This is a genomic window from Nonomuraea helvata (assembly GCF_039535785.1).
Classification (GTDB): Bacteria; Actinomycetota; Actinomycetes; order Streptosporangiales; family Streptosporangiaceae; genus Nonomuraea; species Nonomuraea helvata.
In genome coordinates this window covers 327138-350366 of record NZ_BAAAXV010000011.1, presented here as the reverse complement: position 1 = coordinate 350366, position 23229 = coordinate 327138, and the positions used below count along the sequence as shown (strand labels likewise).

The 23229-nt window shown below is 70.2% G+C and carries 23 protein-coding genes; 5 read left to right on the top strand and 18 right to left on the bottom strand.

Annotation, left to right across the window (positions count from 1 at the left end):
• Positions 1-72 precede the first annotated feature (72 nt).
• The 3 genes from ABD830_RS49585 to ABD830_RS49575 are packed head-to-tail and all read right to left on the bottom strand — an operon-like array spanning position 73 to position 4773.
• Positions 73-957, bottom strand: a complete 885-nt coding sequence (locus ABD830_RS49585) for a Gfo/Idh/MocA family protein (RefSeq protein WP_345002572.1) — start codon at positions 955-957, stop codon at positions 73-75.
• Positions 958-971: 14 nt separating this feature from the next.
• Positions 972-2780, bottom strand: a complete 1809-nt coding sequence (locus ABD830_RS49580) for a hydantoinase B/oxoprolinase family protein (protein WP_345002571.1) — start codon at positions 2778-2780, stop codon at positions 972-974.
• A complete protein-coding gene (locus ABD830_RS49575; protein ID WP_345002570.1) occupies positions 2773-4773 on the bottom strand; it encodes a hydantoinase/oxoprolinase family protein in 2001 nt (666 codons plus the stop codon). The genes ABD830_RS49580 and ABD830_RS49575 overlap by 8 nt, the downstream gene beginning before the upstream one ends.
• Before the next feature lie 152 nt (positions 4774-4925).
• Between ABD830_RS49575 and ABD830_RS49570 the strand changes: the two genes are divergently transcribed.
• The gene (locus ABD830_RS49570) at positions 4926-5570 is read left to right on the top strand and encodes a thymidine kinase (RefSeq protein WP_345002568.1); all 645 of its coding nucleotides are present in this window, start codon (positions 4926-4928) and stop codon (positions 5568-5570) included.
• On the opposite strand, the gene ABD830_RS49565 is transcribed toward ABD830_RS49570, so the two are convergent.
• Genes ABD830_RS49565 through iscB form a run of 5 tightly spaced genes read right to left on the bottom strand, consistent with a single transcriptional unit; the run spans position 5538 to position 9635 of the window.
• Positions 5538-5945, bottom strand: a complete 408-nt coding sequence (locus tag ABD830_RS49565; protein ID WP_345002567.1) for a MarR family winged helix-turn-helix transcriptional regulator — start codon at positions 5943-5945, stop codon at positions 5538-5540. The genes ABD830_RS49570 and ABD830_RS49565 overlap by 33 nt on opposite strands.
• Before the next feature lie 10 nt (positions 5946-5955).
• The gene (locus ABD830_RS49560) at positions 5956-6627 is read right to left on the bottom strand and encodes a DsbA family oxidoreductase (protein WP_345002566.1); all 672 of its coding nucleotides are present in this window, start codon (positions 6625-6627) and stop codon (positions 5956-5958) included.
• A 35-nt stretch (positions 6628-6662) separates the two neighbouring features.
• Positions 6663-7559 carry a hypothetical protein gene (locus ABD830_RS49555; protein ID WP_345002565.1) on the bottom strand — a complete coding sequence of 299 codons (897 nt, stop codon included), beginning with the start codon at positions 7557-7559 and terminating at the stop codon, positions 6663-6665.
• Between the two features lie 47 nt (positions 7560-7606).
• Positions 7607-8269, bottom strand: coding sequence for an SRPBCC family protein (locus tag ABD830_RS49550; protein ID WP_345002564.1), 663 nt, complete (start codon positions 8267-8269; stop codon positions 7607-7609).
• Positions 8270-8324: 55 nt separating this feature from the next.
• Positions 8325-9635 (bottom strand): RNA-guided endonuclease IscB, encoded by a 1311-nt coding sequence (iscB, locus tag ABD830_RS49545; protein WP_345002563.1) that lies wholly within the window; start codon positions 9633-9635, stop codon positions 8325-8327.
• Positions 9636-10384: 749 nt separating this feature from the next.
• Between iscB and ABD830_RS49540 the strand changes: the two genes are divergently transcribed.
• Both ABD830_RS49540 and cydB read left to right on the top strand, forming a co-directional pair.
• Positions 10385-11728 carry a cytochrome ubiquinol oxidase subunit I gene (locus ABD830_RS49540; RefSeq protein WP_345002675.1) on the top strand — a complete coding sequence of 448 codons (1344 nt, stop codon included), beginning with the start codon at positions 10385-10387 and terminating at the stop codon, positions 11726-11728.
• A gap of 23 nt (positions 11729-11751) precedes the next feature.
• Positions 11752-12663, top strand: a complete 912-nt coding sequence (cydB, locus tag ABD830_RS49535) for a cytochrome d ubiquinol oxidase subunit II (RefSeq protein ID WP_345002562.1) — start codon at positions 11752-11754, stop codon at positions 12661-12663.
• Here cydB and ABD830_RS49530 read toward each other — a convergent pair.
• Positions 12636-12794 (bottom strand): ATP-binding cassette domain-containing protein, encoded by a 159-nt coding sequence (locus ABD830_RS49530; RefSeq protein WP_345002561.1) that lies wholly within the window; start codon positions 12792-12794, stop codon positions 12636-12638. The two genes, cydB and ABD830_RS49530, sit on opposite strands and share 28 nt — an antisense overlap.
• Before the next feature lie 367 nt (positions 12795-13161).
• Positions 13162-13845: a DUF998 domain-containing protein gene (locus ABD830_RS49525; RefSeq protein ID WP_345002560.1), complete on the bottom strand. Its 684-nt coding sequence runs from the start codon at positions 13843-13845 to the stop codon at positions 13162-13164.
• A gap of 150 nt (positions 13846-13995) precedes the next feature.
• Between ABD830_RS49525 and ABD830_RS49520 the strand changes: the two genes are divergently transcribed.
• Complete coding sequence (locus tag ABD830_RS49520; RefSeq protein WP_345002559.1) at positions 13996-14889, top strand: alpha/beta fold hydrolase; 894 nt, start codon at positions 13996-13998, stop codon at positions 14887-14889.
• The gene (locus ABD830_RS49515; RefSeq protein WP_345002558.1) at positions 14886-15545 is read left to right on the top strand and encodes a TetR/AcrR family transcriptional regulator; all 660 of its coding nucleotides are present in this window, start codon (positions 14886-14888) and stop codon (positions 15543-15545) included. Before ABD830_RS49520 ends, ABD830_RS49515 begins: the two co-directional genes overlap by 4 nt.
• Before the next feature lie 245 nt (positions 15546-15790).
• On the opposite strand, the gene ABD830_RS49510 is transcribed toward ABD830_RS49515, so the two are convergent.
• The 8 genes from ABD830_RS49510 to ABD830_RS49475 all read right to left on the bottom strand — a co-directional run bounded on the left by ABD830_RS49510 (position 15791) and on the right by ABD830_RS49475 (position 23220).
• The gene (locus ABD830_RS49510) at positions 15791-16210 is read right to left on the bottom strand and encodes a hypothetical protein (RefSeq protein ID WP_345002557.1); all 420 of its coding nucleotides are present in this window, start codon (positions 16208-16210) and stop codon (positions 15791-15793) included.
• Positions 16211-16261: 51 nt separating this feature from the next.
• Positions 16262-16684 carry a hypothetical protein gene (locus ABD830_RS49505; RefSeq protein ID WP_345002556.1) on the bottom strand — a complete coding sequence of 141 codons (423 nt, stop codon included), beginning with the start codon at positions 16682-16684 and terminating at the stop codon, positions 16262-16264.
• Positions 16685-16716: 32 nt separating this feature from the next.
• Complete coding sequence (locus ABD830_RS49500) at positions 16717-17724, bottom strand: leucine-rich repeat domain-containing protein (RefSeq protein WP_345002555.1); 1008 nt, start codon at positions 17722-17724, stop codon at positions 16717-16719.
• A 9-nt stretch (positions 17725-17733) separates the two neighbouring features.
• Positions 17734-20091 carry an aerobic carbon-monoxide dehydrogenase large subunit gene (cutA, locus tag ABD830_RS49495; RefSeq protein WP_345002554.1) on the bottom strand — a complete coding sequence of 786 codons (2358 nt, stop codon included), beginning with the start codon at positions 20089-20091 and terminating at the stop codon, positions 17734-17736.
• Complete coding sequence (locus ABD830_RS49490) at positions 20088-20597, bottom strand: (2Fe-2S)-binding protein (protein WP_345002553.1); 510 nt, start codon at positions 20595-20597, stop codon at positions 20088-20090. Before ABD830_RS49490 ends, cutA begins: the two co-directional genes overlap by 4 nt.
• On the bottom strand, positions 20587-21417 hold the full coding sequence (locus tag ABD830_RS49485; RefSeq protein WP_345002552.1) for an FAD binding domain-containing protein: 831 nt from the start codon (positions 21415-21417) through the stop codon (positions 20587-20589). Before ABD830_RS49485 ends, ABD830_RS49490 begins: the two co-directional genes overlap by 11 nt.
• Positions 21414-22826, bottom strand: coding sequence for a uracil-xanthine permease family protein (locus ABD830_RS49480; RefSeq protein WP_345002551.1), 1413 nt, complete (start codon positions 22824-22826; stop codon positions 21414-21416). The genes ABD830_RS49485 and ABD830_RS49480 overlap by 4 nt, the downstream gene beginning before the upstream one ends.
• Before the next feature lie 190 nt (positions 22827-23016).
• The gene (locus tag ABD830_RS49475) at positions 23017-23220 is read right to left on the bottom strand and encodes an RNA-binding S4 domain-containing protein (protein ID WP_345002550.1); all 204 of its coding nucleotides are present in this window, start codon (positions 23218-23220) and stop codon (positions 23017-23019) included.
• Positions 23221-23229 lie beyond the last annotated feature (9 nt).

Here is a 23229-nt window from a genome sequence, read left to right as displayed (position 1 = left end):
CTCCGTCTGTCATTTACGGTCCAGACCGTAACTGGCGCAGACTTCGGCTGTCAACGGGTACGCGCAAGTGCGTCAGGCGACCTCGCGGGCGGCCACCAGCACCTCGAGGATGGCCCTCGTCTGCTCCCAGGGCACCGGGCTGGGCGCGCCGCGCACCATGGAGAGGAACGCGTCGATGGTCCCCTCGTACCCGAGCCCCTTGAGCGGGTCGTCGCCGCTCTCGATCACGATCGTGTCGGAGCCGTCGCGTCGGTGCACGGTGACGGCGTAGGACTCGCCCTCGGAGACGCCGAGGATCTCGACCGTCCCGGTGACGCCGCTCCCCCACCGCAGCGCCATCACGCCGGTGTCCTCGGAGCGCAGGCCCTGGTAGTGCCGCTTGGCCCCGGCGGCGCCCACCAGCCGCACGTCCGGCCCGAGCAGGGCGACCAGCAGCTCCACGCCGTGGACGCCCATGGTCACCATGGTCCCGCCGCCCTCGCCCGGGGTGTCCTGCCAGGCGTTGTAGCCGTCCGCCCACAGCCCCACGTCGTGCCGTACGGTGGCCCGCACCGCCAGCACCTCGCCGGGATCGATCCGGGTCCCGGCGAACGCGGGAGCGAACCTCAGCACCGACCCCGACAGCACCCGCTCGTGGATCGCCAGCCGGTCGAGCGCGTCGAGCTGGGCCCTGCTGGCGGCGGCCGGTTTGTTCACGAAGCAGGCCACGCCGGTCTCCAGCACCCGCGCCAGGGCCTCGGGCACCTGCGGGTTGGGCACGGTCAGCACCACGCCGTCGGGCCCGGTGGCCAGCGCCTCGGCGAGGCTGCCGGCCACCTTCGCCGCCGGGTGCTCGTCGGTGAAGCGCCGCAGCCGCTCGGGATCCGGCTCCCACACCACCAGCTCGCCGTGGCGGGTCAGGGTGCGGGCATCGGTGTACGGATGGCTGGTGGCCAGCCCAGCGAGGACGATACGCACGGTCCGGACTCCTTCTACAGCTCGTCCACCTCGGCGAACGCCCGCCCGCCCGAGAGCTTCGCGTACCCCGGCCCCCGGTCGAAGAAGCGGTCGGCCGGCGGGCGCAGGCGGGCGCGGAGCTCGGCGGTGGCCTGCTCGTCGATGCGGTCGCCGTCGAGGACCACGCCGTAGTCGCCCAGCGCGCCCGCGATCGACACCTTGCCGTCCCGCACGTCGGCCGCCACCGCCCGGGGGTCCCGGTCGTACGGGGAGCCCCAGCCTCCGCCCCCGGTCGTACGGATGCGGATCAGCTCACCGGCCTGCACCGGATGGTCGTCGACCAGACCCTCCATCTCCTTGCCCGCGATCTCCACCCGGAACGGCCGCCCGGCGAGGCCGCCGTTGACGCCCCAGCAGGACAGGATCGAGCGGTCGGCGATGGACATGTACGAGGCGTCCCTGAGCATCCTGATGTGCTTGTCGTAGCCCAGTCCGCCCCTGAACATCCCCGGCCCGCCGGAGTCGCAGGCCAGTGCCAGCCGCTCCACCCGGAACGGCCAGCGCGCCTCGGCGAACTCCACCGGGATGTTGCGCGAGTCGGGCACGACGTGGATCGTGTCCTCGCCGTCGGCGTACCAGCGCCCGCCGGAGCCGCCGCCCAGGACCTCACGCATCAGGTACGGCTGGTCGTCGGCGTCCGTGCCGTACACGCCGGTGTAGCGGATGGTCTCCTGGTCGGCCGGCATGCGCCCGCCCGTGGCCTTGGCCAGCACGCCGGCGAGCACGCCGAGCAGGCGCAGGATGACGAACGTGCGGGCGTTCGTGGGAGCCGGGAAGACCGGGGTGAGCAGGGTGCCCTTCTCCGGGAAGATCATCTTGATGAGGGGGACGACGCCCTCGTTGACGTCCAGCTCGGCCATGCGCTCCGGCGTGTCGGCCAGGTTGCGCAGGACCGGAGCCAGCCACTTCTTCAGGAAGACGCCGTCGGCGTAGTCGCCCGCGTGGTTGATCGGCCCCTTGGCCTGCGGCGACGTGCCGGTGAAGTCGATGGTCAGAGGTGTGTCGGCGGCGTGGTCGACGGTGAGCGTGATGCGCTGGGCGTGCAGACGGGGCTCGTCCACGCCGTCGTGCTCGGCGTAGTCCTCCCACACGTACGTGCCTTCGGGGATCTTGGCAAGCAGCTCCCTGCGGAACGTCTCGGTGGTGCCGCCGATGATCGCGTCGAAGCACTCCTCGACGGCCTGCCTGCCGTACCGGTCGAACAGCTCGCCCAGCCGGCGCGCCCCCATCAGGCAGGCGGAGCACTCGGCGTCGAGGTCGCCCGCGAGCGAGTCGGGCATGCGGGAGTTGCGCGTCATGATGCGCAGCGCCGCCTCGTTCGGCACGCCCTGGTCCCACAGCTTGATCGGCGGCACCATCAGGCCCTCCTCGAACACCGACCTGGCGTGCGAGGGCATGGAGCCGGGCACGGACCCGCCGATGTCGTCGTGGTGGCCGAACGCCTGCACGAACGCGACCACGGAGCCCTCGTGGAAGACGGGCACGGTCACGCACAGGTCGGGCAGGTGGCCGATGCCGCCCTCGGAGAGGTAGACGTCGTTGTGGAAGTAGACGTCGCCGGGCCGCATCGTCTCGATCGGGAAGTCGCGCACGACCGGCTGGACGAGCGCGCTGTAGGAGCGTCCGGTGAGCTTGCGCAGGCGTACGTCGTGGATGCCCGCGCGGAAGTCGTGCGCGTCGCGGATCATCGGCGAGCGGGCCGTACGCGCGATGGCCGTCTCGACCTCTTTCTCGACGGACGCCAGCGTGCCCTCGACGATCTCCACCAGAATCGGATCAGTCACGCCTTATCTCCACATTTCCATACTGGTCCACCTTCGCGGTGAAACCGGGGTGGATGGGGATCGTCGAGCCGTACTCCTCGATCACGGCCGGGCCCTTGAGCACGGCGCCGGGGCCGAGCGCGGAGCGCTGATGGATCGGGGTGTCGCGGGTGTCGTCGAAATGCACCGGACGTACCGAGGTGGCGCCCGCGCCGGCCTGCTCCAGGCGCCGGATGGCCGGGCGGGTGATGGGGCCGATGCCGGAGACGCGCAGGTTCACCCATTCGACGCCGTGGCGGGGATCCTCCCGGTACGCGTACCCGTACAGCTTCTCGTGGGCCTCGTGGAAGCGGTTGACCACCTCGGCCTGCCAGTCGTCGTCGATCTCGCCCGCCGGGGCGGGCACGCTGACCTCGTAGGCCTGGCCGTAATACCGCAGGTCGGCGCTGCGCAGGTAGACCGGGTCGTCGAAGCCCTCCCGGTCGAGGGCCTCGCCCGCCTGATGCTCCAGGTCGTGGAAGATCTCGACCGCCTTGCCGAGCGAGAGCTCGCGGGTGACGTACGTACGGACGTAGTCGTTCTTGACGTCCACCGTGAGCAGCCCGAACGCCGAGACGTTACCGGGGTCGCGCGGGACGACGACGGCCGGCAGGCCGAGGATGTCGATCAGCCGGCACGCCAGCAGCGGCCCGGAGCCGCCGAAGGTCACCAGGGGGAAGTCCCGCACGTCGAGCCCGCGCTTGACGGTGAGCTGCCTGATCGCGTTGCTCTGGTTGAACGCGCTGATCTCCAGGATGCCGGTCGCCGTGCGCTCGGGGGTGAGGCCGAGCTTGTCCGCCAGCGCCTCGATCGCGCCGCGCGCGGCGTCGGCGTCCAGCGGGATCTCGCCGCCGAGCAGGTGGGGCGGGATCCGGCCGAGGAACACGTGCGCGTCCGTGACCGTCACCTCCGTGCCGCCCCTGCCGTAGCAGATGGGCCCCGGGTCGGCGCCGGCGGATCTGGGGCCGACCTTGAGCGTGCCCTCGGGCGAGATCCACGCGATGGAGCCGCCGCCCGCGCCGACGGTGATGATGTCGATCATCGGGATCTTGCACGGGTAGCGGCCGACGGACCCCTCGGTCGTGACGGAGGGCTCGCCGTCGATCACCACGGCCACGTCGGTCGAGGTGCCGCCGCCGTCCAGCGTGATCACCGAATCGTGCCCCGCTGTGGAGGCGATGAGCGCCGCGCCGAGCGCGCCCGCCGCCGGGCCCGACAGGACCGTGGCGATCGGCTGGTTGACGACCTCGCGGGCGGACAGGATGCCGCCGTTGGACTTCATGACCGAGAACGGCTTGCCGAGACGGTTGGACAGGTTGGCGATGTAGCCGCGCATGGCGGGCTTGACGGCGGCGTCCACGAGGGTGGTGACCGAGCGCTCGTACTCACGGTATTCGCGCAGCACGTCGCTCGACAGCGAGATCACCGCCTCCGGGTGCTCGCGCCAGAGCACCTCGCGCATGCGGCGCTCGTGCTCGGGGTTGGCGTAGGAGTGCAGGAAGCAGACCCCGATCGCGGTGACGCCCTTGGCCTTGAACCAGCGGGCCACCTCGGCGGCCTGCTCCTCCGCGAACGGCCACACCTCCTCGCCCCGGTGGTCGAGCCGCCCGCCGACGGTCTTGACCAGGTGCGCGGGAACGATGCGGGGCGGTTTGACCCAGAAGTAGGAGTTGCCGTAGCCGTCGGGCACGCTCTGCCTGGCGATCTCCAGGACGAACTCGAACCCCTCGGTCGTGATGAACCCGAGGTTGGAGATCCGGTCTTCGAGGAGCTGGTTCGTGGCCACGGTGGTGCCGTGGACGATCGAGCCGATGTCGAGCGCGCCGAGCTTGGCGATGCCCGCGACGAACCCGTCCGCCGGGTTGGCGGGCGTCGAAGGGGTCTTGGTGCTGAGGAGCTCGCCGGTCTCCTCGTCCACCGCCACCACGTCGGTGAACGTTCCCCCGGTGTCAACTCCGATACGGACGTTACGCATGGCTCCTCGGTTGGCCGGTGACCACTGTTCCTCCTGCGAACTCCAGAGGAGAAATGTCCCACGAGGTCATGGAACAAGCCAAGCCACTAAGCTGGCCCCCCGTGACCGAACTGTCTGCGTTGTCTGCCGTGCCCTCTGGCGCCAGGGATGCCGTGCTCAAGTTTTATTTCGGCCCCATGGACTGCGGAAAGTCCACGCTGGCGCTCCAGATGAACTACAACCACGGACGTCAGGGCAGGCGCGGCCTGGTGCTGACCAAGCACGACCGCTCCGGCGGCCCGAAGGTCACCAGCCGGATCGGGCTCGGGCTCGAGGCCATCGAGGTGGAGGACTCGCTCGACCTCGTGCGGCTGGTCACCTCCCGCCACCGCATCGATTATCTCATCTGCGACGAGGCCTGCTTCTACACCGTCGAGCAGATCGAGCAGCTCGCCGACCTGGTGGACGAGCACGGCGTGGACGTCTACGCGTTCGGGCTGGCCTCGGACTTCAGGTCGGTGATGTTCCCGGCGGCGCAGCGGCTGTTCGAGCTGGCCGACGAGGTGTGCCGGCTGCAGGTCGAGGTGCTGTGCTGGTGCGGGCGTCCCGGGCAGCTCAACGCCAGGGTGGTGGGCGGGGTGATGGCACGCACGGGCGAACAGGTCGTGATCGGCGACACCGACGCCTCGCACGTGCGCTACCAGGTGCTCTGCCGTCGCCACCACCGCTCCGGCCTGCTCGGCGAAGGCACAGAAGAGGGCCCACAAGATGGCCCGGAAGCGGGCTCAGATGAGACGGTCCAGCAGCTGTCTGAGTAGCCGCGCGTCGTCGCCCGGCAGGGCGGCGAGGAACCGCTCCTCGGCCGCCTCCACGGCGCGCGTGGCCCCCTCGAGGACCTCGCGGCCGTGCTCGGTCAGCTCGACCATGTTCTTGCGCCGGTCGCCGGGATGCGGCCGGCGCCCGACGAGTTTCTTCCGCTCCAGCCCGTCCAGCAGGGCGACCATCGTCGTCCTGTCGATGCCCAGCCGCTGGGCGGCGTCCAGCTGGGAGAGCGGCTCCGGCGTGCGGAGCACCGACAGCACCCCGAACTCGCGACCGTCGATCTCGTACGGCTCCAGCGCCGGGCCGGTCAGCTCCCCCAGGCGCAGGTTGGCATGCTTGAGCAGATAACCGAGGCGGCGAGGTCGCGACACGTCACGATTCTCACACGGCGCAGTACCCGTCGTCGTCGCACCCGTCGGCCGGGGCCGCCAGCTGGGTGATCGGCGTCTGGCCGGTGCGCTCCGCCACCTCGTCGATCGCCGCCGCGAAAGCCTCCTCCGGCTGGGCGCCCGACACCGCGTAGATGCCCTCGAACAGGAAGAGCGGCACCCCGCTGATCCCGAGCGCCCGCGCCCTGCCGAGCTGCTCGCGCACCTGATCGGCGCCCTCGCCGCCGTCCTCGACCCCGACCTCGGCGGCCAGCTTGGCCAGGACGTCCGCGTCGCCCACGTTCAGCCCTTCGCTGAAGTACGCGCGGAACAGCCGCTCGGTCATCTCCTTGCCGCGCCCCTGCCGGTGGGCGACCTCGATCAGCCGGTGCGCCTCGAACGTGTTGGCGCTGACGGCGTGGTCGTAGTCCATCTCGAGCCCCTCGCCGGCGGCGGCGCCGGTGACCCGCTCGACCATCTGGCGCGCGTTCGGCCCGAACTTCCGCTCCAGCGCGGGGATCAGCGGCTCGCCCGCCACGGGGGCGTCGGGATTGAGCTGGTAGGGGCGCATCGTCACGTCGATCGTGCCGCCCTTGGCGCGGAACCGTTCGGCGGCCTTGGCGAACCTCACGTGCCCGATGTAGCACCAGGGGCACACGACGTCGGAGAAAATCTCAACCTTCACGCCTATGGGCAACCGCCGGGCGCCGCCGATGATTCCTATCCCGCGGCCAGCTCCTCCAGCCGGTACGGAAGGTAGGCCGAGTCGTCCACCAGCGCCGACGCGCCGCGCCACCACCCGAACCACTCGCCGCTGCGCCACATCCAGTCCACGCGCTCGATGGCCGCCACCACGTCGCCGACCGTCTCCCACCGCTCGCCGAGCTGCTCGCGGGTGGCGCCGTGCCGCAACGCCCAGGCACGCAGGACGCCCACGGCCGCGGCGGGCACCTCCCGGGTGTACGGGTCGGGGTCCTCGCCGGGCAGCCGGTGCGGCCCCAGCCCGGCCGCCACGCCCCAGCTCCACTGGGCCTCGGCGGGCCGGGAGTAGCGCAGGGAGTGGAAGTCGAGGTTGGACCCCAGCTCGTCGTCGGGCCGCCGGGTGACGACCGCGTCGAGCCGCCCGCCGGCGTCGAAGTGGACGACCAGCCGCTGCCCCGGCTTCACGCCCGGCGGCAGCTCGAACCGGTCCTCGGCCTGCCACGAGTTGAGGTCGACCTCGGCGACCGACCGGCCCCACATCTGGTCGGCGGCGTCGTCGGCGATCCAGGCGGCCAGCATCTCGAGCGCGGTCAGATCGGTCCACGGCTCGATCGCGACCGCCGTACGCACCACCTCGTCGGGAGCCGGCAGCTTGCCGCCTCTCGGCCGGCTCCACCACTCCGCACCCAGCTCGCGGGTGCCGACGAGCAGCGCGGCGATGGCCGCCAGCTCGGCCGACCGCCGGGTGAGCGAGGCGCCCAGCGCCAGCTCGAGGGCGCGGGCGGTCCGCTCCTCCCCGAGCGCCGGGCGCACGTCCGCCATCAGGGTCTCGGCTGTGGGGCGCTCGTCGCCCAGCAGGTTGCGTACGATTCGCCTGGCTTCGGTCCGTGCGTCTTCCGCGTGTGCCTGCCGCATACAGCCACGCTACGCCTGGAGATCCTTTTCCGCGAGAGGCCCCGGTCTCATGTGCGCCCGCGCCGGGAGGCCCGTCCGAGCAGCCAGCCCACCGCGACCCCGGTGAGCGCGATGCCCGCCCCCATCCCGAACGACGCCAGCATCACCCACGGCCGCGTCTGCGTGCGCCGCTCGGCGGGCCGCTCGTAAACAGCACCCCCCACAGGACCCACCGCGCCCTCTTGGTCCGCCACACCCGCCGCCTGGGCCGGCACATGCGCACCGGCCCCAACGACCGCCGGGACGCCCGCGGGCGCCGCACGCAGGTGATCCTCGACCGCCGAGAAGAACTCTTCCGCCGTCCGCTTGGCCACCGAGCCGAGCATGCGCTGCCCGACCCCGCCGATCATCCCGCCGATCATCGCGTCGGCGTCGTAGTCCACCCGGGTCCCGTCTTCCACCTCGCTCAGCCGTACCAGCACGGTGGCGTCCACCGTCCCGGGCGCCCCCTGCCCCCGCGCCTTGAGCGTGAAGCACTCAGGAGCCAGCGGATCGGACAGCGCCACCTCCCCCTGGTAGACGCCCTTGATGGACGCGACGCCCGCGTTGACCGTCATCCGGTACGTGTCAGGCCCGGTCTCCTCCAGGCGCTCGCACCCCGGAATGGTGCGCACCAGCACCGCGGGATCCTGGAGCGCCGCCCACACCCGATCCCTCTGAACGCCGATCACGGCACTACCCTCCACTTTCATCGGAGTCCCCCGAGCAAACCCCACCGGGACAGCCTCAAGCGCGAAGCCCACATACCTCTTCCTCCTTCGTGAGGGTGTAGGTGTAACCATCCGCCCGCTGCAGCAGACGGACATGCCTGTGATGGACGCCCTGGACAGTGCCGTGGGCGGTGGCGATGTTGAAGCTTCCGGTGGCACGTACGGCGACTCGACCGGTGTAGGTTCCGGCCTTTTTGCCGCTGGGGACGACAGCACGAACAAGGTCGCCGGTGGCGAAGCCGTAGAACTGCTTGCGACGCGGTAGCCGCAGGCGGGCAAAGCCGTACTTGTCGGTGCGGGTTCGGGCGTGGCTGCCACGGCCCGCACATCCCGCGATCAGCACGCGGCTGACAGCCTCGGTGATGATGGTGAGCTTGCCTACCGCCAGAGCGTCGAGCGTGTGAGATTTGGGCAGGCCGCATCGGGTGCGGTTCCACTTGGTCCGCCCACCCGACGCGCTGTGGGTAGGCAGCAGCTGGTCGAGGGCACGCCACAAAGCCCAGCGAACCGACTGCACCGCTGCTGCGTCCCGCAACGGTGCTTTCACTTGGGCCAGGATCCGGGCCAGCGCCCGCCGGTCGGTGACGAATTCCTCAACCGGGCGGTTGCTCTTGGCCTGATTACACCGGATACAAGCCAAGACCAAATTCGACACCCGGTCCGAGCCACCCCGCGACCGAGGGCGGACATGGTCGATGTTCAACGGCACACCGGTTGCGCCGCAGTAGACGCAGGCCCGGCCAAACTTGAACAGTAGATACTCGCGCACCTCGTACCCGTACATGGTGCCGTGCTGATACTCGGCTCCCTCCAGCGGACGCCCCGCACTGATGGCGTGGGTGTCGAACGCGACCTGCTCCACATGCACCGCGCGGACCGGCGCCCACCTGACGAGCCGGTCTACCCACGAAGCCGTGCTGCCGACGCGGTGCCGCAGCGACGGGGCGAGCCAGCCGCCTGGGCGGGCACGGTTCAAGAACCGCGGTGCGCGGTAGCGAAGGTTCGCCGAACGGCGTCGCCTGCGATAGGTAGCCCGCTTCGCCAGTTTCTTCTGAATCTGTGCGCCACGGTGGTCGAGCTGGAGAGCGAACCGGGCGCGACGCTCCCCCGCCACGGCGGTGAATACCGCGATGCCGGTGTGGCGGGAGCCGGGGTCGATGCCCAGCTCCACCCCGTCGACCTGACTGTCAGCGGCGATGCGATCTTTCAACCGGATGACGAAAGGGGTGTGCCTGGCGACCACCGCCCGCCCGGACTTCAGCAGCCTGCGCGCCCTGGCGGGCGTACACGGCTGCAACGGTCTCCCGTGCTTGTCGAGTACGAACACGAACGGGTGCCGCTCACGCGGCTCCTCCCCGGCTCCGAAAGGCTCGGGGGTGACGCCACCAGTCGCAGGTGAACGCCTGGCGATCTCCTCTCGACCATCTTCCACGCACGGTGCCATACGGCGCTGCGGGCCCGTTTCGTTCCCGACCCGGGGAGTGTCTGCTGCCCACAGTTCCAGAGCAAGCTGCTGAGGAAGCACAGCTTGGTGGGTCTTCTGTCCTGCGCGAAAGGTAGCCAACATGGTCACCTCCTTGTCGGTGTTGGCTGGGTCTGGTAACGGCGGCCCTCAGCCCATGGGGCTGAAAGCCCGGCCCTCCAAGGCCGGGATCCCGTTACGCGGCAACTTTAAGCAGTCAGGATCGGGCGGATAAGGGCAACAGCTGCCATAAGAGCGGCGCGCAACGGTTGGTGGTGGATCGGCGGATGACCATTACGCACCTTCTGTAACAGGATTCTTACGGAGTGCAACCTTACTGGCTGCTACCGATGTTTTCCATACTGTTTTCGAACGAAGTAGGGGCACCGCCGACCTGGAAGGACCGAGGGTCCGCCTGCGGACGTACGGATGAATCAACCCGTCGGCTGACGCGCCGGACCGGCCGCGCAGGGGATCCTCGGTACGCAGCGACAACCAGGCGACAGCGATGTGACCAAGCTCGCAGCACATCGCATCGCATTGCTCTACGACTTGTAGTACTACTTCAAGTAGATGTACTACGGCTTGTAGAGCTCACGGAGTGGACGGGGATGATGGACGCACTTGACCTGGCGCGGTGGCAGTTCGGGGTGACCACCGTGTACCACTTTCTGTTCGTGCCCCTCACCATCGGTCTGGGGATCTTCGTGGCGGGCCTGCAGACGGCCTGGCACCGCACGGGCAAGGACCAGTACCTGAAGCTCACGAAGTTCTTCGGGAAGCTGTTCCTGATCAACTTCGCCATGGGCGTGGTCACCGGCATCGTGCAGGAGTTCCAGTTCGGGATGAACTGGAGCGAATACTCCACGTTCGTCGGCGACGTCTTCGGGGCGCCGCTGGCCATGGAGGCGTTGCTGGCCTTCTTCATGGAGTCCACGTTCCTGGGGCTGTGGATCTTCGGGTGGGAGCGGTTGCCGAAGAAGGCGCATCTGGCGTGCATCTGGGCGGCCGCCATCGGGTCCAACTTGTCGGCCTATTTCATCCTCGCGGCCAACGCCTGGATGAAGCATCCCGTCGGCTACGAGGTCGTGGACGGCAAGGCCAGGATGACCGACCTGTGGGCCGTGCTCACCAACTCCACGGCACTGGCGCAGGTGCCCCATGTGATCGGGGCCGCGTTCGTCGTGGCGGGCGGGTTCGTGCTGGCCGTGAGCGGCTACTGGCTGCTCAAGACGCGGGCCCCGATGTGGCGCAGCGCCGCCAGGGCCGCGCTGGTGATGACGGCGATCGCGGGGGCCGTCGTCGCGGGCACCGGCGACACGTCCGCCAGGCTGATGTACGAGCAGCAGCCCATGAAGCTGGCCTCCGCCGAGGGCCTGGAGCGCGACACGACGGGCGCGGCGTTCTCCGTGGTGCCCGGCATCGAGATCCCCCGCCTGCTGAGCCTCCTGTCCGACCACGACCCCGACGCCGCCGTCCAGGGCACCGAGGACCTGCAGCGCCGCTTCGAGCAGCAGTTCGGCCCGGCCGACTACCGGCCGGACCAGCCGGTCGTGTTCTGGTCGTTCCGGGTGATGATCGTGTTCGGGATGGCCACGGTGGGCCTGTCGGTGCTCGGCCTCTGGCTGACCCGGCGCAGGCGCGAGTTCCCGAGCTGGCTGTCGCGGGCGCTGCTGCTCGCCCTGCCGCTGCCGCTGGTCGCGGTGATCTCGGGCTGGCTGCTGAGCGAGATCGGCCGCCAGCCGTGGACGGTCGCGGGCGAGCTGCTCACCGCCTCCAGCGTGTCGCCCGGCGTGAGCCTGGCCGAGGTGGCCACCTCGCTGACGATCTTCACGCTCCTGTACGGCGCGCTCGCGGTGGCCGAAGGCGTGCTGCTGACCAGGCATGTCCGCAAGGGCGTCGAGGAGCGGGAGCCCGCGACGGCGGCCGAGCGGCTCGAGCCGTCGCTGATGTACTGAGCTGACCTACTGGGGATACGACAATGATCGAGTTGTGGTTCGTCATCATCGCCTTCCTCTGGACGGGCTACTTCGTGCTGGAGGGCTTCGACTTCGGCGTCGGCATGCTGGCGCCGATCGTGAGCAGGAACGCCGAGGAGCGGCGGCAGAGCCTGGAGACCATCGGCCCGGTGTGGGACGGCAACGAGGTGTGGCTGATCACCGCCGTCGGCGCCATGTTCGCCGCCTTCCCCGCCTGGTACGCGGGCGTGTTCAGCACGTTCTACCTGCCGGTGACGCTCGTCCTCGTGGGGTTGATCGTGCGCGGCGTCGGCCTGGAGTGGCGCGGCAAGGTGGCCGACCCGCGCTGGTGCGATCTGGGCATCGTGGTCGGCAGCGCGCTCCCGGCGTTCCTGTGGGGCGCGGTCTTCGCCGACCTGCTCTACGACAGCCTGCCCGCCGCCCTGCTCGGGGGCGCGTTCACGCTGGCGGTGTGCGCCCTGCACGGCGCCGTCTTCCTGGCGCTCAAGACCACGGGCCCGGTACGCCGCCGCGCCCGCGTCACCGCCCTGGCCGCGAGCGGGGTCGCCATCCCGGTGGCCGTGGCGGCGCTGTCGGGCCTGGGCTCGCTCCCGGCGCTGGCCTCCATGGCGTCCCTGGCCGCGGCAACGGCGCTCATCTGGCGCCGCCGCGAGGGCTGGGCCTTCGCGGCCACGGCGGGCGCCGTCGTCCTGACCACCCTGGCGGTCTTCATGGAGCTCCGCCTGCAGCCGCTCCCCGGCCTCACCCTGGCCGAGGCGGCCTCGGGCCCGTACACGCTGACGATGCTGAGCTGGATCGGACTGATCACGCTGCCGTTCGTGCTGGTGTACCAGGGGTGGACGTACTGGGTCTTCAGGAAGCGGGTCCGCACGGCAATCCCGATCGGCTACGTGGCCGGGGCGCCGCCGAGGTAGAGGCGGCCGAGGCGGGGGTCGGCGGCGAGGGCCGGGGCGGGGCCGGTGATGTGGACGCGGCCGAGGTCCAGGCCACCGCCGGCGTCCGCCATCTCCAGGGCCCGCAGCGCATTCTGCTCCACCAGCAGCACCGCGACCCCGTCCTGCCGCGCGACCAGTGGGTCTTCCTCGCCGCGACGTTCGACTTCGGCACCGGGGCGATGAAGTCGCCGAGATCAACGTCGCCGCGAGCATCTCCCGCTGACGAGTCCGCCTGCGCGCCCAACAGGCACGCATCCCACACGCCGCCAAGCAATACCGCCGCGGCGCCGCCGATCCGGCCGGCAACCGCTCCCCTTGCATACTGCGCACGTCCGAACCTTGCCCACCACACCGACCATCCTGCGCCACTATCACGCCGACCGCCATCGACGATCTCGCCATGCATGCGGCTGTCTGATCATCCCATCGAGGACCGCACCCACATCCCACGCAAATATGCCTCACCGATTCACGCGCCTACAGCCGGTTAGTCCCCCGTGGGCCTTCCGGCTTCTGCCCAACGGCTTCGCCTACCGTGCCGATCGGCCTCTCGGGAGGTGAGCTGTGCCAGCTGTCGCGCAGCAGGCGTACCGAATACAGGGCGTACCAGCCGAAGCCGATTGCCTGGCTGATGCGCTGCCACAGGCCGTGGCCTTCTCCTGAGAGGGTGTCCATGCTGAAGCTCTGAGCTGCGATGTACAGCGTCAGCGGGGTCAGGATCCCGGCGGCAATGGTGATCAGAATCCAGGCCACCCCCTCCTTTCGGGCGATCGCGCGGTAGGCGGCCATGAGGATGGCCATCGTCAGGACCGCCCAGGCCGGGAAGAGGTTCAGATTGTGAATCCAGCCGTGCAAGGTGGGTTCGGCGGGCGGTTGCACGCCGAGCGGGAAGCCAGGGTTCGGATCGGTGACGAACACTCCGCCGACGATCAGGTTGAACCCCAGGACGCCGGTGAGGAACGGTATCGCCGTCGAACCGGGCCCGCTGCCCAGCGCGCGGCGTACACCGGTGGCGAACACCATGGTCAGCAGGCCGGTGACGACGAAGTTGGCGATCTGAACCCAGCCCCAGTCGCCATTGCTGAGCTCGCTGCCCCAGCGGTTCACCGCGTCGTACCCAGGCTGCAGTGCCCCATCCAGGAGGATCACCACAAAGAACATCAGTGGCGCGAACCCGCATGTCAGAAGCACCCGGACCCGCCCTCGCGCCGACCTTCTCAGGTTAGCCATCGCCTCTCCTCGGCGTAGAGCATCCATGATCTATGTCTACAATGTAGACAGATACTACATCGTAGACAGAGTGAGGAAGTCATGGAAGGTGACATGGTCGTGGTGCCCGGCGCGCGGCTGCACGTCGAACGCACCGGCGAGGGGCCTGCACTGCTGCTGGTCTCCGGCGGGGGAGGCGACGCCGGCATGTACGCCGACGTGATCCCGCTGCTGGCCAGGACCTTCACGGTGATCGCCTACGATCGGCGCGGCAACTCCCGCAGCCCGTTCACCGAGCCGGACGCCTCGATCACGGTCCCCCGGCAGGCCGACGACGCGGTCGCCGTCCTCGACCACTACGGTTTCGAGCGCGCGTACGTCTTCGGCAACAGCAGCGGTGCGATCATCGCCCTGGAGATGGTGACCCGCTACCCCCGCCGTCTGCTGGGCGCGGTCGCGCACGAGCCGCCACTGGTCCAGCTCCTTGCGCCGGACAGTCGGGAACGGCGGGAGATCGAGCACATCGGCCAAATCGCCCGGGACAAGCACGTGATGCGGGCCTACGCCGCGTTCGGCGCGATGACGCTGCCCGACCCGCCACGGCTGTTCCTGTCCCCGACCGGCCAGGTCGTGATCGCCGCCGCCACCCGTCTCATGCTCGCGTTCGGGAGCCTGGCGCAGAAGATCATCCGGCGCGAGCCGGACGTGATGATCCGCCAGCTTCGCAACGCCGACCTGACAACGCGCCGCGAACTGCCCTCGTTCTGTTTCGACTACCAGCCCGACCTGGCCGCGCTGGCCGCCACCACGGCGCTCTGGTGCCTGGCCACCGGCCGTGACAGCGCGGGCAAGCCCTACCACGCGACCGCGCACCTGCTGTCCGAGCGGCTTGGCGTACCCTGCCTAGAGTTCCCCGGCGGCCATGTCCCGTACCTGCAGCAGCCCGAGGAATTCACCGCGACGCTCACAAAGATCCTGGAGGGCTTCGGGCGATGACAGCCGACCACAGCGCGCCGGGCAGGCTGCCGGAACCGCCCACCCGGCCTACCCTCACCCGCGAATACCTCGCCGCCGCCGCACTCGCCCTCATCGACACCCACGGCCTGCGCAAGTTCTCCATGCGCAAGCTCGGCACCGCGGTCGGCTTCGACCCGATGGCCGCCTACCGCTACTACACCGACCAGGAAGCGCTCTTCGACGGCGTCGCCGAGGCGCTGTTCACCGAGATCGACGTCGACACCCTGCCCTGGGGCGGCCCCTGGCAGCAGCTGGCACGCGACTACTGCCTACGGCTACGCGACACCCTCCTGCGCCACCCCCGGGCCGTACAGATATTCGCCACCCGGCCGGTACGCTCGCCCGCCTCCATCGACACCGGCGTGAAGATGCTCACCAAGCTCCGCGACGCCGGCATCCCCCCGGCACAAGCCCTGCGCCTCTTCCGCTGCCTGCGCGAGTTCACCATCGGACACGCGCTCGCCATCGCCATGACCACACTCGGCGCCGACCAGCGCAGCCGCAAACCGGAGCCCGGCAGCCCCGACTACAACCTGCTCGCCGAAGCCGCCGACGCCACCATCCCCGGCGACCACTTCGAGGCCGGCCTCACCGCGATATTGCACGGCTTCGAGCCGCGCCTCCTGAATACCTGACCCAGCAGGTCATTCAAGCTCAGCCCAGAGCGGCCACCGTCCACCGTCTGCAGCTGCCCACGGTTGTGGACTGGACAGAGCCGGACGGCGGCCACTGCCACCGGCCGAGCCCTCGTTGCCCACATGGGATCCAGCGTCGCGGTCCGGCCCTCCGACCTCCCGTACAGGTGTCACCGGGCCGGGCGGCCGTGTCACCTGTCACGCATCGCTCGCGGAGCCGTGGCCGCGAGGCCCGAGTACAGGGATCAGCCGATCGTCCGCATCTGCTTCGTCCGGTGATCGGTCAGGTGGAGGTCGCCGCCGAGCCGCTCCTTGAGCAGGTCGAGCACCTTGCGACTGGACAGCACCGTCCAGAGCCTGCCGACCAGGTGCGGGTTGTACTCGGGGGCGGCGTCCATCCAGGCGTCCTTGCCCGCCTGGGTCTTGAACGTCGTGACGAAGAACTCTCCGTCAGGGGTCTTGCAGTAGCCGGTACGGATCTCCGCGGCGTTGACCTGCATCTTCGGCTTGCAGCCGACCTTGGCGGCGAGCTGCTCGACGGTGAGGGGGGCGGCGTCGCCCAGCTGTCCGCCTGCTGCGACGTAGCCGCCTCCGCTCCCTGAGGAGCAGCCGGCGACCAGTCCGGCCAGCAGCGCGAAAGCGGCCAGACGTGGAAGTGTCGTCATGTGCGGAGGTACGCAGGCCCCCCGACCCCGGTTCATCCCATACCGGCTCGGTTACTTCGGTGGCGCCGGCGTCTGGGAGACCCTGTGGTCCATCAGGTGCAGGTCGCCGCTGAGCGGCTCCTTCAGCTGCTCCAGCACCTCGAGCGGCCCCAGCACCGTCCACCGGGGGCCGACCAGGTGCGGGTTGTACTCGGGCGCGCGGTCCATCCACTCGTCCTTGAGCTTCTCGCTCGCGAACGTGTTGACGAAGAACTGCCCGACCTTGGTCTTGCAGTAGCCGGTACGCAGGTCGGCGGCGTTGACCTGCATCTTCGGCTTGCAGCCGACCTTGGCGGACAGCTGCTCCACGGTCAGGGGGGCGGCGGCCTTCTGGGTGTCGCCTGCCGCGGCGTAGTCGCCCCAGCCCCCTGAGGAGCAGCCGGCGACCAGCCCGGCCAGCAGCGCGAAAGCGGCCAGACGTGGAAATGTCGTCATGTGCGGAGGTACGCACCGAAAATCGCCCCGGTTCAGCGGAGAATGACGCAACCCTGATCGCGCAGCCGGCGCAGCACCTCGGGCTCGCCGTCGAGCTTGTTCCAGCGCAGGTCGAGCTTCTCCAGCGGGGGCAGCGTCGCAGGCAGCTCCCGCAGCCGGTTGTTACGGAGGTCGAGGTGCCGCAGACCGGGCGGCAGCGCGTCCGGCAGCTCGCGCAGCCGGTTGTTCCGCAGGTCCAGCACGCGCAGCTCATCCAGCTCGGCGATCGACGCGGGCAGCCGGGCCAGCCGGTTGCCCTGCACGTGCAGCTCCCGCAGCCGCCGCAGCCCGCCGACGGACTCCGGCAGCGCCTCCAGCCGGTTGCCGTACAGCCGCAGCTCCACCAGTGAGGCCATCCGCCCGACGGACTCGGGCAGCCGGGTCAACTGGTTGTCGGTGAGGTTGAGGTACGCGAGCCGCCCCAGCCGCCCGATCGCCTCCGGCACCTCGGTGAGCAGGTTGTCGCTGAGGTACAGGTAGTCGGTGAGGTCCAGGTCCCCGATCTCGGGCGGGACGGAGGCGAGCCGGTTGTGCCCCAGGTCGAGCATGCGCAGCCGGGCCAGCCCGCCGATCGCGGCCGGGACCTCGGTGAGCGCGTTCTCGGCCAGGTTGAGCGACTCCAGCCCGGTCAGCTTCCACAGGGAGGCCGGCACGCCGGTCAGCCCGTTACCGCCGACCGCGAGGTGCCGCAGGCGGGGGCTCAGCCGGTCGGGGATCGCGCCGACGCGGTTGCCGTACAGGAAGAGGACCTCCAGGTACGGCGGGCAGCGCGGGAACGACGTCAGCTCGTTGCCGTCGAGGTGCAGCGCGCGCAGCGCGGTCAGCCCCGAGAGGTCGGGCAGCGAGCGCAGGCGGTTGCCGTCGAGCCTGAGCTCCTCGAGCGCCCCGAGCCCGGCCACCCGGTCGGGGACCTCGGAGAGGTCGTTCCAGGCCAGGTCGATCAGCCGGACATCGTCGGGGACGACGGGAAAGGCCGTCAGACCGGCATCGGGAGCGCGCATAGCGCTAGATCATCGCATACGGGAGCGCAGGTCGAAGAGCTCGGACGGGGAGATGGGCATGCGGTCGATGGGGATGCCCTCGGCGTCCTCAATGGCCGAGGCGATGACCGCGGAGACGGGGATCACGCCGGCCTCGCCCGCGCCCTTGATGCCGAGCGGGTTGAGCGGTGAGGGCGTCTCCAGGTGGGCGGTCTCGATGTGCGGGATCTCGGTGGCGTACGGCATGAGGAAGTCCATGAAGGAGGCGTTCACGAGCTGGCCGTGCGGGTCGTACACCATGCGCTCGTAGAGTGCGCCGCCGATGCCCTGCGCCACTCCGCCGTGGATCTGGCCCTCCACGATCATGGGGTTGATCAGCCGGCCGCAGTCGTGCACGACCGCGTATCGCGCCACCTTGATCTCGGCGGTCTCCGGGTCGGTCTCGACGATCGCCGCGTGCATGCCGGACGCGAACGTGGACCTGATCGGCGAGTAGTAGTCGCGCCCCTCCAGCCCCGGTTCGTCGCCCTCGGCGACCGGCGGCCGGTCCGGGGAGGTGGTGCCGGAGAACTGGGTCGCCTTCGCGGTCTCGTCGTCGAAGGCGTACCGGAGCGGGTTGGCCAGCACCGCCACCGTGGAGAGCGGGATGGACGCGGTCGGCGTGCCGGCGACGTGCACCATCCCGTCGGTGATCTCCAGGTCGGCCGGGTCGGCCTCCAGCGCGTCGGCGGCGATCCGCAGCGCCTTGTCGCGTACCTTCCTGCAGGCCAGCGCGATGGCGTTGCCGCTGACGACGGCCGCGCGCGAGGCGAACGTGCCGACCGCGTACCCGAACCTGCGGGTGTCGCCGGTCACCACGCTCACCCGCTCGATCGGCACCCCCAGCTCGGTGGCGGCGATCTGCGCGAACACCGTCTCGTGCCCCTGGCCCTGCGAGGTGAGCCCGGTGGACACGTGCACCCGCCCGTCGGAGGTCACCTGCACGTGGCCGCCCTCGTACGGCCCCACGCCGGTGCCCTCGACGTAGCAGCCGATGCCGATGCCCCGGCCGGGGCGCCTCTCGAAGGAGTCCCAGCCGATCAGCTCCTTGAGCATGCGGAGCATCTCCGGGTAGTCGCCGCTGTCGTAGATCAGCGGCCGCCCGTCCTGGAACGTCATCCCCTGGTCGTACGGGAACTCGTCGGGCTCGATGAAGTTGGCCTCGCGCACCTCGGTCCGGTCCTTGCCGAGATAGCGGGCGATCTTGTCCATGGTCCGCTCCATGCAGAACACGCCCTGCGGCCTGCCGGCTCCCCGGTAGGGCGTGACCTGCACGGTGTTGGTGTAGACGGCGGTGAACTCGACCCGGTAGGCCCCGATCCGGTACGGGCCCAGCAGCTGCGTCGAGGTGACGATCGGCACGATGATGCCGTAGGGCGTGTAGGCGCCGTGGTCGTGCAGGATCGTCACGTCCAGGCCGAGGACGCGGCCGTCGTCGTCGAAGCCGACCCGTACGTACTGCACCTGGCCGCGCTCGTGGGCCGACGAGATGAAGTGCTCCCTGCGGTCCTCCGTCCACTTGATCTCGCGCCCGAGCGTCATGGCCGCCCAGGGCACCAGCACCTCCTCGGGCCACGGGTGCACGATCTTCACCCCGAAGCCGCCGCCCACGTCGGGCGCGATCACCTCGACCTGCGGCAGCGGCAGCTCGAGCGCGGCGGCCACGGCCATGCGGACGCTGGTCGAGGTCTGGGTGCTGGAGTAGACGCGCAGGTCCCGGCCGTCCCAGCGGGCGTACACGCCGCGTCCCTCCAGGGGCATGCTGGCGCTGCGCTCGATGTCGAGCCGGAAGGCCAGCGTGTGCGGCGCGGTCTCGATCGCCTCCCGCGCGCCGCGCCCGTCGGCCGCCGCGACCTCCTGGACGAGGTGCGCGCCGACGTTGCCCGGCACGTCCTCGTGCACGAGCTGGGCGCCCTGCACCGCCTCCTCCAGGCCGACGACCGGTTTGAGCGGCTCGTAGTCGACCTCGATGAGCGCGCAGGCGTCCTCGGCCGCGTACCTGTCGGTGGCCACGACCATGACCACCGGCTCGCCGACGTGCCGGACGACGTCCCTGGCCAGCGGGTACGCGGTGCGTCCGTGCGTGAGGGCCGGGTGCGGGATCAGCAGCGGCAGCGGCCTGCCGACCCGCTCGGGCAGGTCCTCCCAGGTGTAGACGGCGACGAGCCCCTCCACGTCGAGCGCGGCGGCCACGTCGATGTCGCGGATGCGGGCGTGCGCGTGCGGCGAGCGCACGAACGCGGCGGCCAGCGCGTCCCCGCCGAGGTCGTCGAGGAAGCGGCCCCGGCCGGTGAGCAGCCTCGGGTCCTCCCGCCGCTGCACGGGCTCCCCGAACAGCCTCGTCGTCATGTCTCCTCCGCCAGCAGCTCGGCGGCCCGGTGAACGGCCTTGACGATGTTCTGGTAGCCCGTGCAGCGGCACAGGTTGCCGGAGATGCCCTCGAGCACCTCCTCGTCCGTGGGCGCCGGGTTGTCCCGCAGCATGGCGGTCACCGTGCACAGGAACCCCGGCGTGCAGAACCCGCACTGCAGCCCATGGCACTCGGCGAACCCCCGCTGGACTGCGCTCATGGCCTCCACTCCGTGGAGGCGGCTCGGTCGCTGAAAGCCGTCGCGACCCAGCCCCTCCACGGTGGTGATCTCGGAGCCGTCCACACTGACCGCGAACGTCAGGCACGACCGTACCGGCTGCCCGTCGAGCAGCACGGTGCAGCAGCCGCAGACGCCGTGCTCGCAGCCGACGTGGGTGCCGGTCAGGCCGAGGTCGTGGCGCAGGCAGTCGGACAGCAGGCGGCGGGCGGGCACGCTGACCCGTCTCGCGGTGCCGTTCACGACGAGCGTGATCTCATGCTCCACGAACCCCTGCCTCCCTGGTCGCGTTCCGCAGCGCCCGCTCGGCCAGTACGCCCACGAGGTGACGGCGGTAGTCGGCGGACGCGTGGATGTCGCCTTCCGGTTCGACCCGTTCCCGTACGACCCGCGCCGCCTCCGCGGGGTTCCCGGCCACGTCCACGACGACCGGCACGTGGCCGACGCCGATGCAGGCGAGCGTGGCGGCTTCGGCGTGGCCGTCCTCGCCGAGTGTCACGACGGCGCAGACCCCGGCCAGCGCGTAGTCGCCGTGCCGCCTGGCCACCTCTTCGAATGCTGCCCCGGTACGCGGACCCAATGCCGGGAAAAATGCCGACACGGCCAGCTCGCCCGGCTGGACCGCCGACTCCATGGGCCCGACGAAGAACTCCTCCGCTCCCACGTCGCGTACCGGCCCGTCCCAGCGGGCCACCCGTACGGAGCCGCCCAGCACGGCCAGCACCGCGGGCAGCTCGGCGGCCGGATCGGCGTGCACGAGGCTGCCCACCACGGTCCCCCGGTTCCTGATCACGGGATGCGCGACCAGCTTGAGCGCCCGGCTGAGCAGCGGATGCGCCTCGGACCGCTCCGCCTGCGCGTGCGTGACCGCCGCCCCCACCCGGACACCGTCCTCCGTCGCCTCCATGACCTGCAGCTCCCGCAGGCGGCTGATGTCGACGAGATGGGCCGGGGCCGCCAGCCGCATGTTGAGCATGGGGATGAGGCTCTGCCCTCCGGCCAGCACCTTCCCGCCCACCTCGGCGAGCGTCCTGAGCGCCTCGCCGACGTCGCGGGGGGCGTGGTACTCGAACGGCGGCGGCTTCACCCGGCCTCGCTCCTGGCCGGCTCGGCGGGGCGGCCGGCGATGGCCCGGAGCAGGTGATAGCCGCCCAGCACCACGATGGTGCCGAGCGCGATCCCCTCCAGGGTGAAGTCTCCGCCGATGTAGTGGCTCACGGGTCCGATGGCCAGAATGATGCCCGCGCCGATCGGAACCATGTTCACGGGATCGGCGAAGTCCACCCGGTTCTCGATCCAGATCTTCGCGCCGAGCAGGCCGATCATGCCGTACAGGATGACGGTGACGCCGCCCAGCACGCCGCCCGGCGTGGCCGCGACGAGCGCGCCGAACTTGGGACAGAGGCCGAAGAAGATGGCGATGACGGCGGCGATGTAGTAGGCGGCGGTCGAGTAGACCTTGGTGGCGGCCATGACGCCGATGTTCTCGGCGTACGTGGTGGTGGGCGACCCGCCGACCGCGCTGGCGACCATGGTGCCGACTCCGTCGGCCACCACGGCCCGGCCCACGTACGGGTCGACGTCCGCCCCGGTCATCTCGCCGACGGCCTTGACGTGCCCGATGTTCTCGGCGATGAGCGCGATGACGGCGGGCAGCACCAGCAGCACGGCCGAGGTCTTGAAGTCGGGGGCGTGGAAGTCCGGCACCCCGAACCACGGCGCCTTCTCCAGGGAGCTGAAGTTCACCCGGTCGTGCGGGAAGGCGGTGGCCACGCAGTAGGTCCCCTCGGCCGGGCAAGCGGCCCCGGCCGCGTCCCGTAGGTTCGCCCCGGGCAGCACGGACGTGACGGGCCCGGCGGTCTTGTCCAGCACCCACGAGAGCACGAACCCGAAGACCAGCCCGACCAGCACCCCGATCCGCCCGACGAACCCCTTGAAGAGCACGATCACCACGAACGTGACCAGCATCGTGACAAGCGCGACCCAGTGGTCCTGCGGCCAGTAGACGTCCGCCACCACGTACGCCAGCCCGAACCCGATCAGCATCACGACCGCGCCGGTGACCACGGGCGGGAAGATGCGGTGGATGATCTGCACGCCGAGGAAGTGGATCGCCAGCCCGGCCAGCGCCAGCACCAACCCGGCGACCAGGATGGCGCCGGTCACGATCGCGTCCGCGCCCGCGGTGTCACCGCCCGCCGCCGCCCTGATGGCGAGCACCCCGCCCACGAAGGACGCGCTGGTGCCGAGGTAGGAAGGTATTTTCCCCTTCACGATCAGCAGGAACAGGATCGTCGCGACGCCTGACATCATCACGGCGACGTTCGGATCCAGCCCCATCACCAGGGGGAAGACGAAGGTCGCGCCGAACATCGCGATCACGTGCTGCGCCCCGAACCCCACCATCCTGGGCCAGCTCAGCCGCTCGTCCGGCCTGACCACCTCTCCGGGAGCCAGGTGCTTTCCGTCACCGTGCTTTGTCCATCCCAAAACCATGAGAGCCCCTCTTGTACTGGGCAGCGTCTAATTGCCGAGCTGCGCTCGGAGCGCTGTGTTGGATGTCCTCGCTGCGCGGCGGATCCATCACAGCCTGGCGCCACGTTCCGGTGCGGGCACATTAGGCCCGCCGGGACGGTGCTACACGGGCATGATCTGCCAAATCTACGCCGGGGGCCAGTGCAAACTCCTACTCCACCCGGATGGAGAACCCTTCGCCACTGACGATCTGACCCGACCGGATCTTGGCGCGCTTGCGCAGCTCCACCTCGCCGTCCACCAGCACGAACCCCTCGGCGATCAGCTGCTTGGCCATCCCGCCCGTCTCCGTGATCCCGCAGTATTTCAGCAGGTCACACAGCGGGATGTACTCGGAGCGCAGTTCGAAGTCCACAGCCCCAAC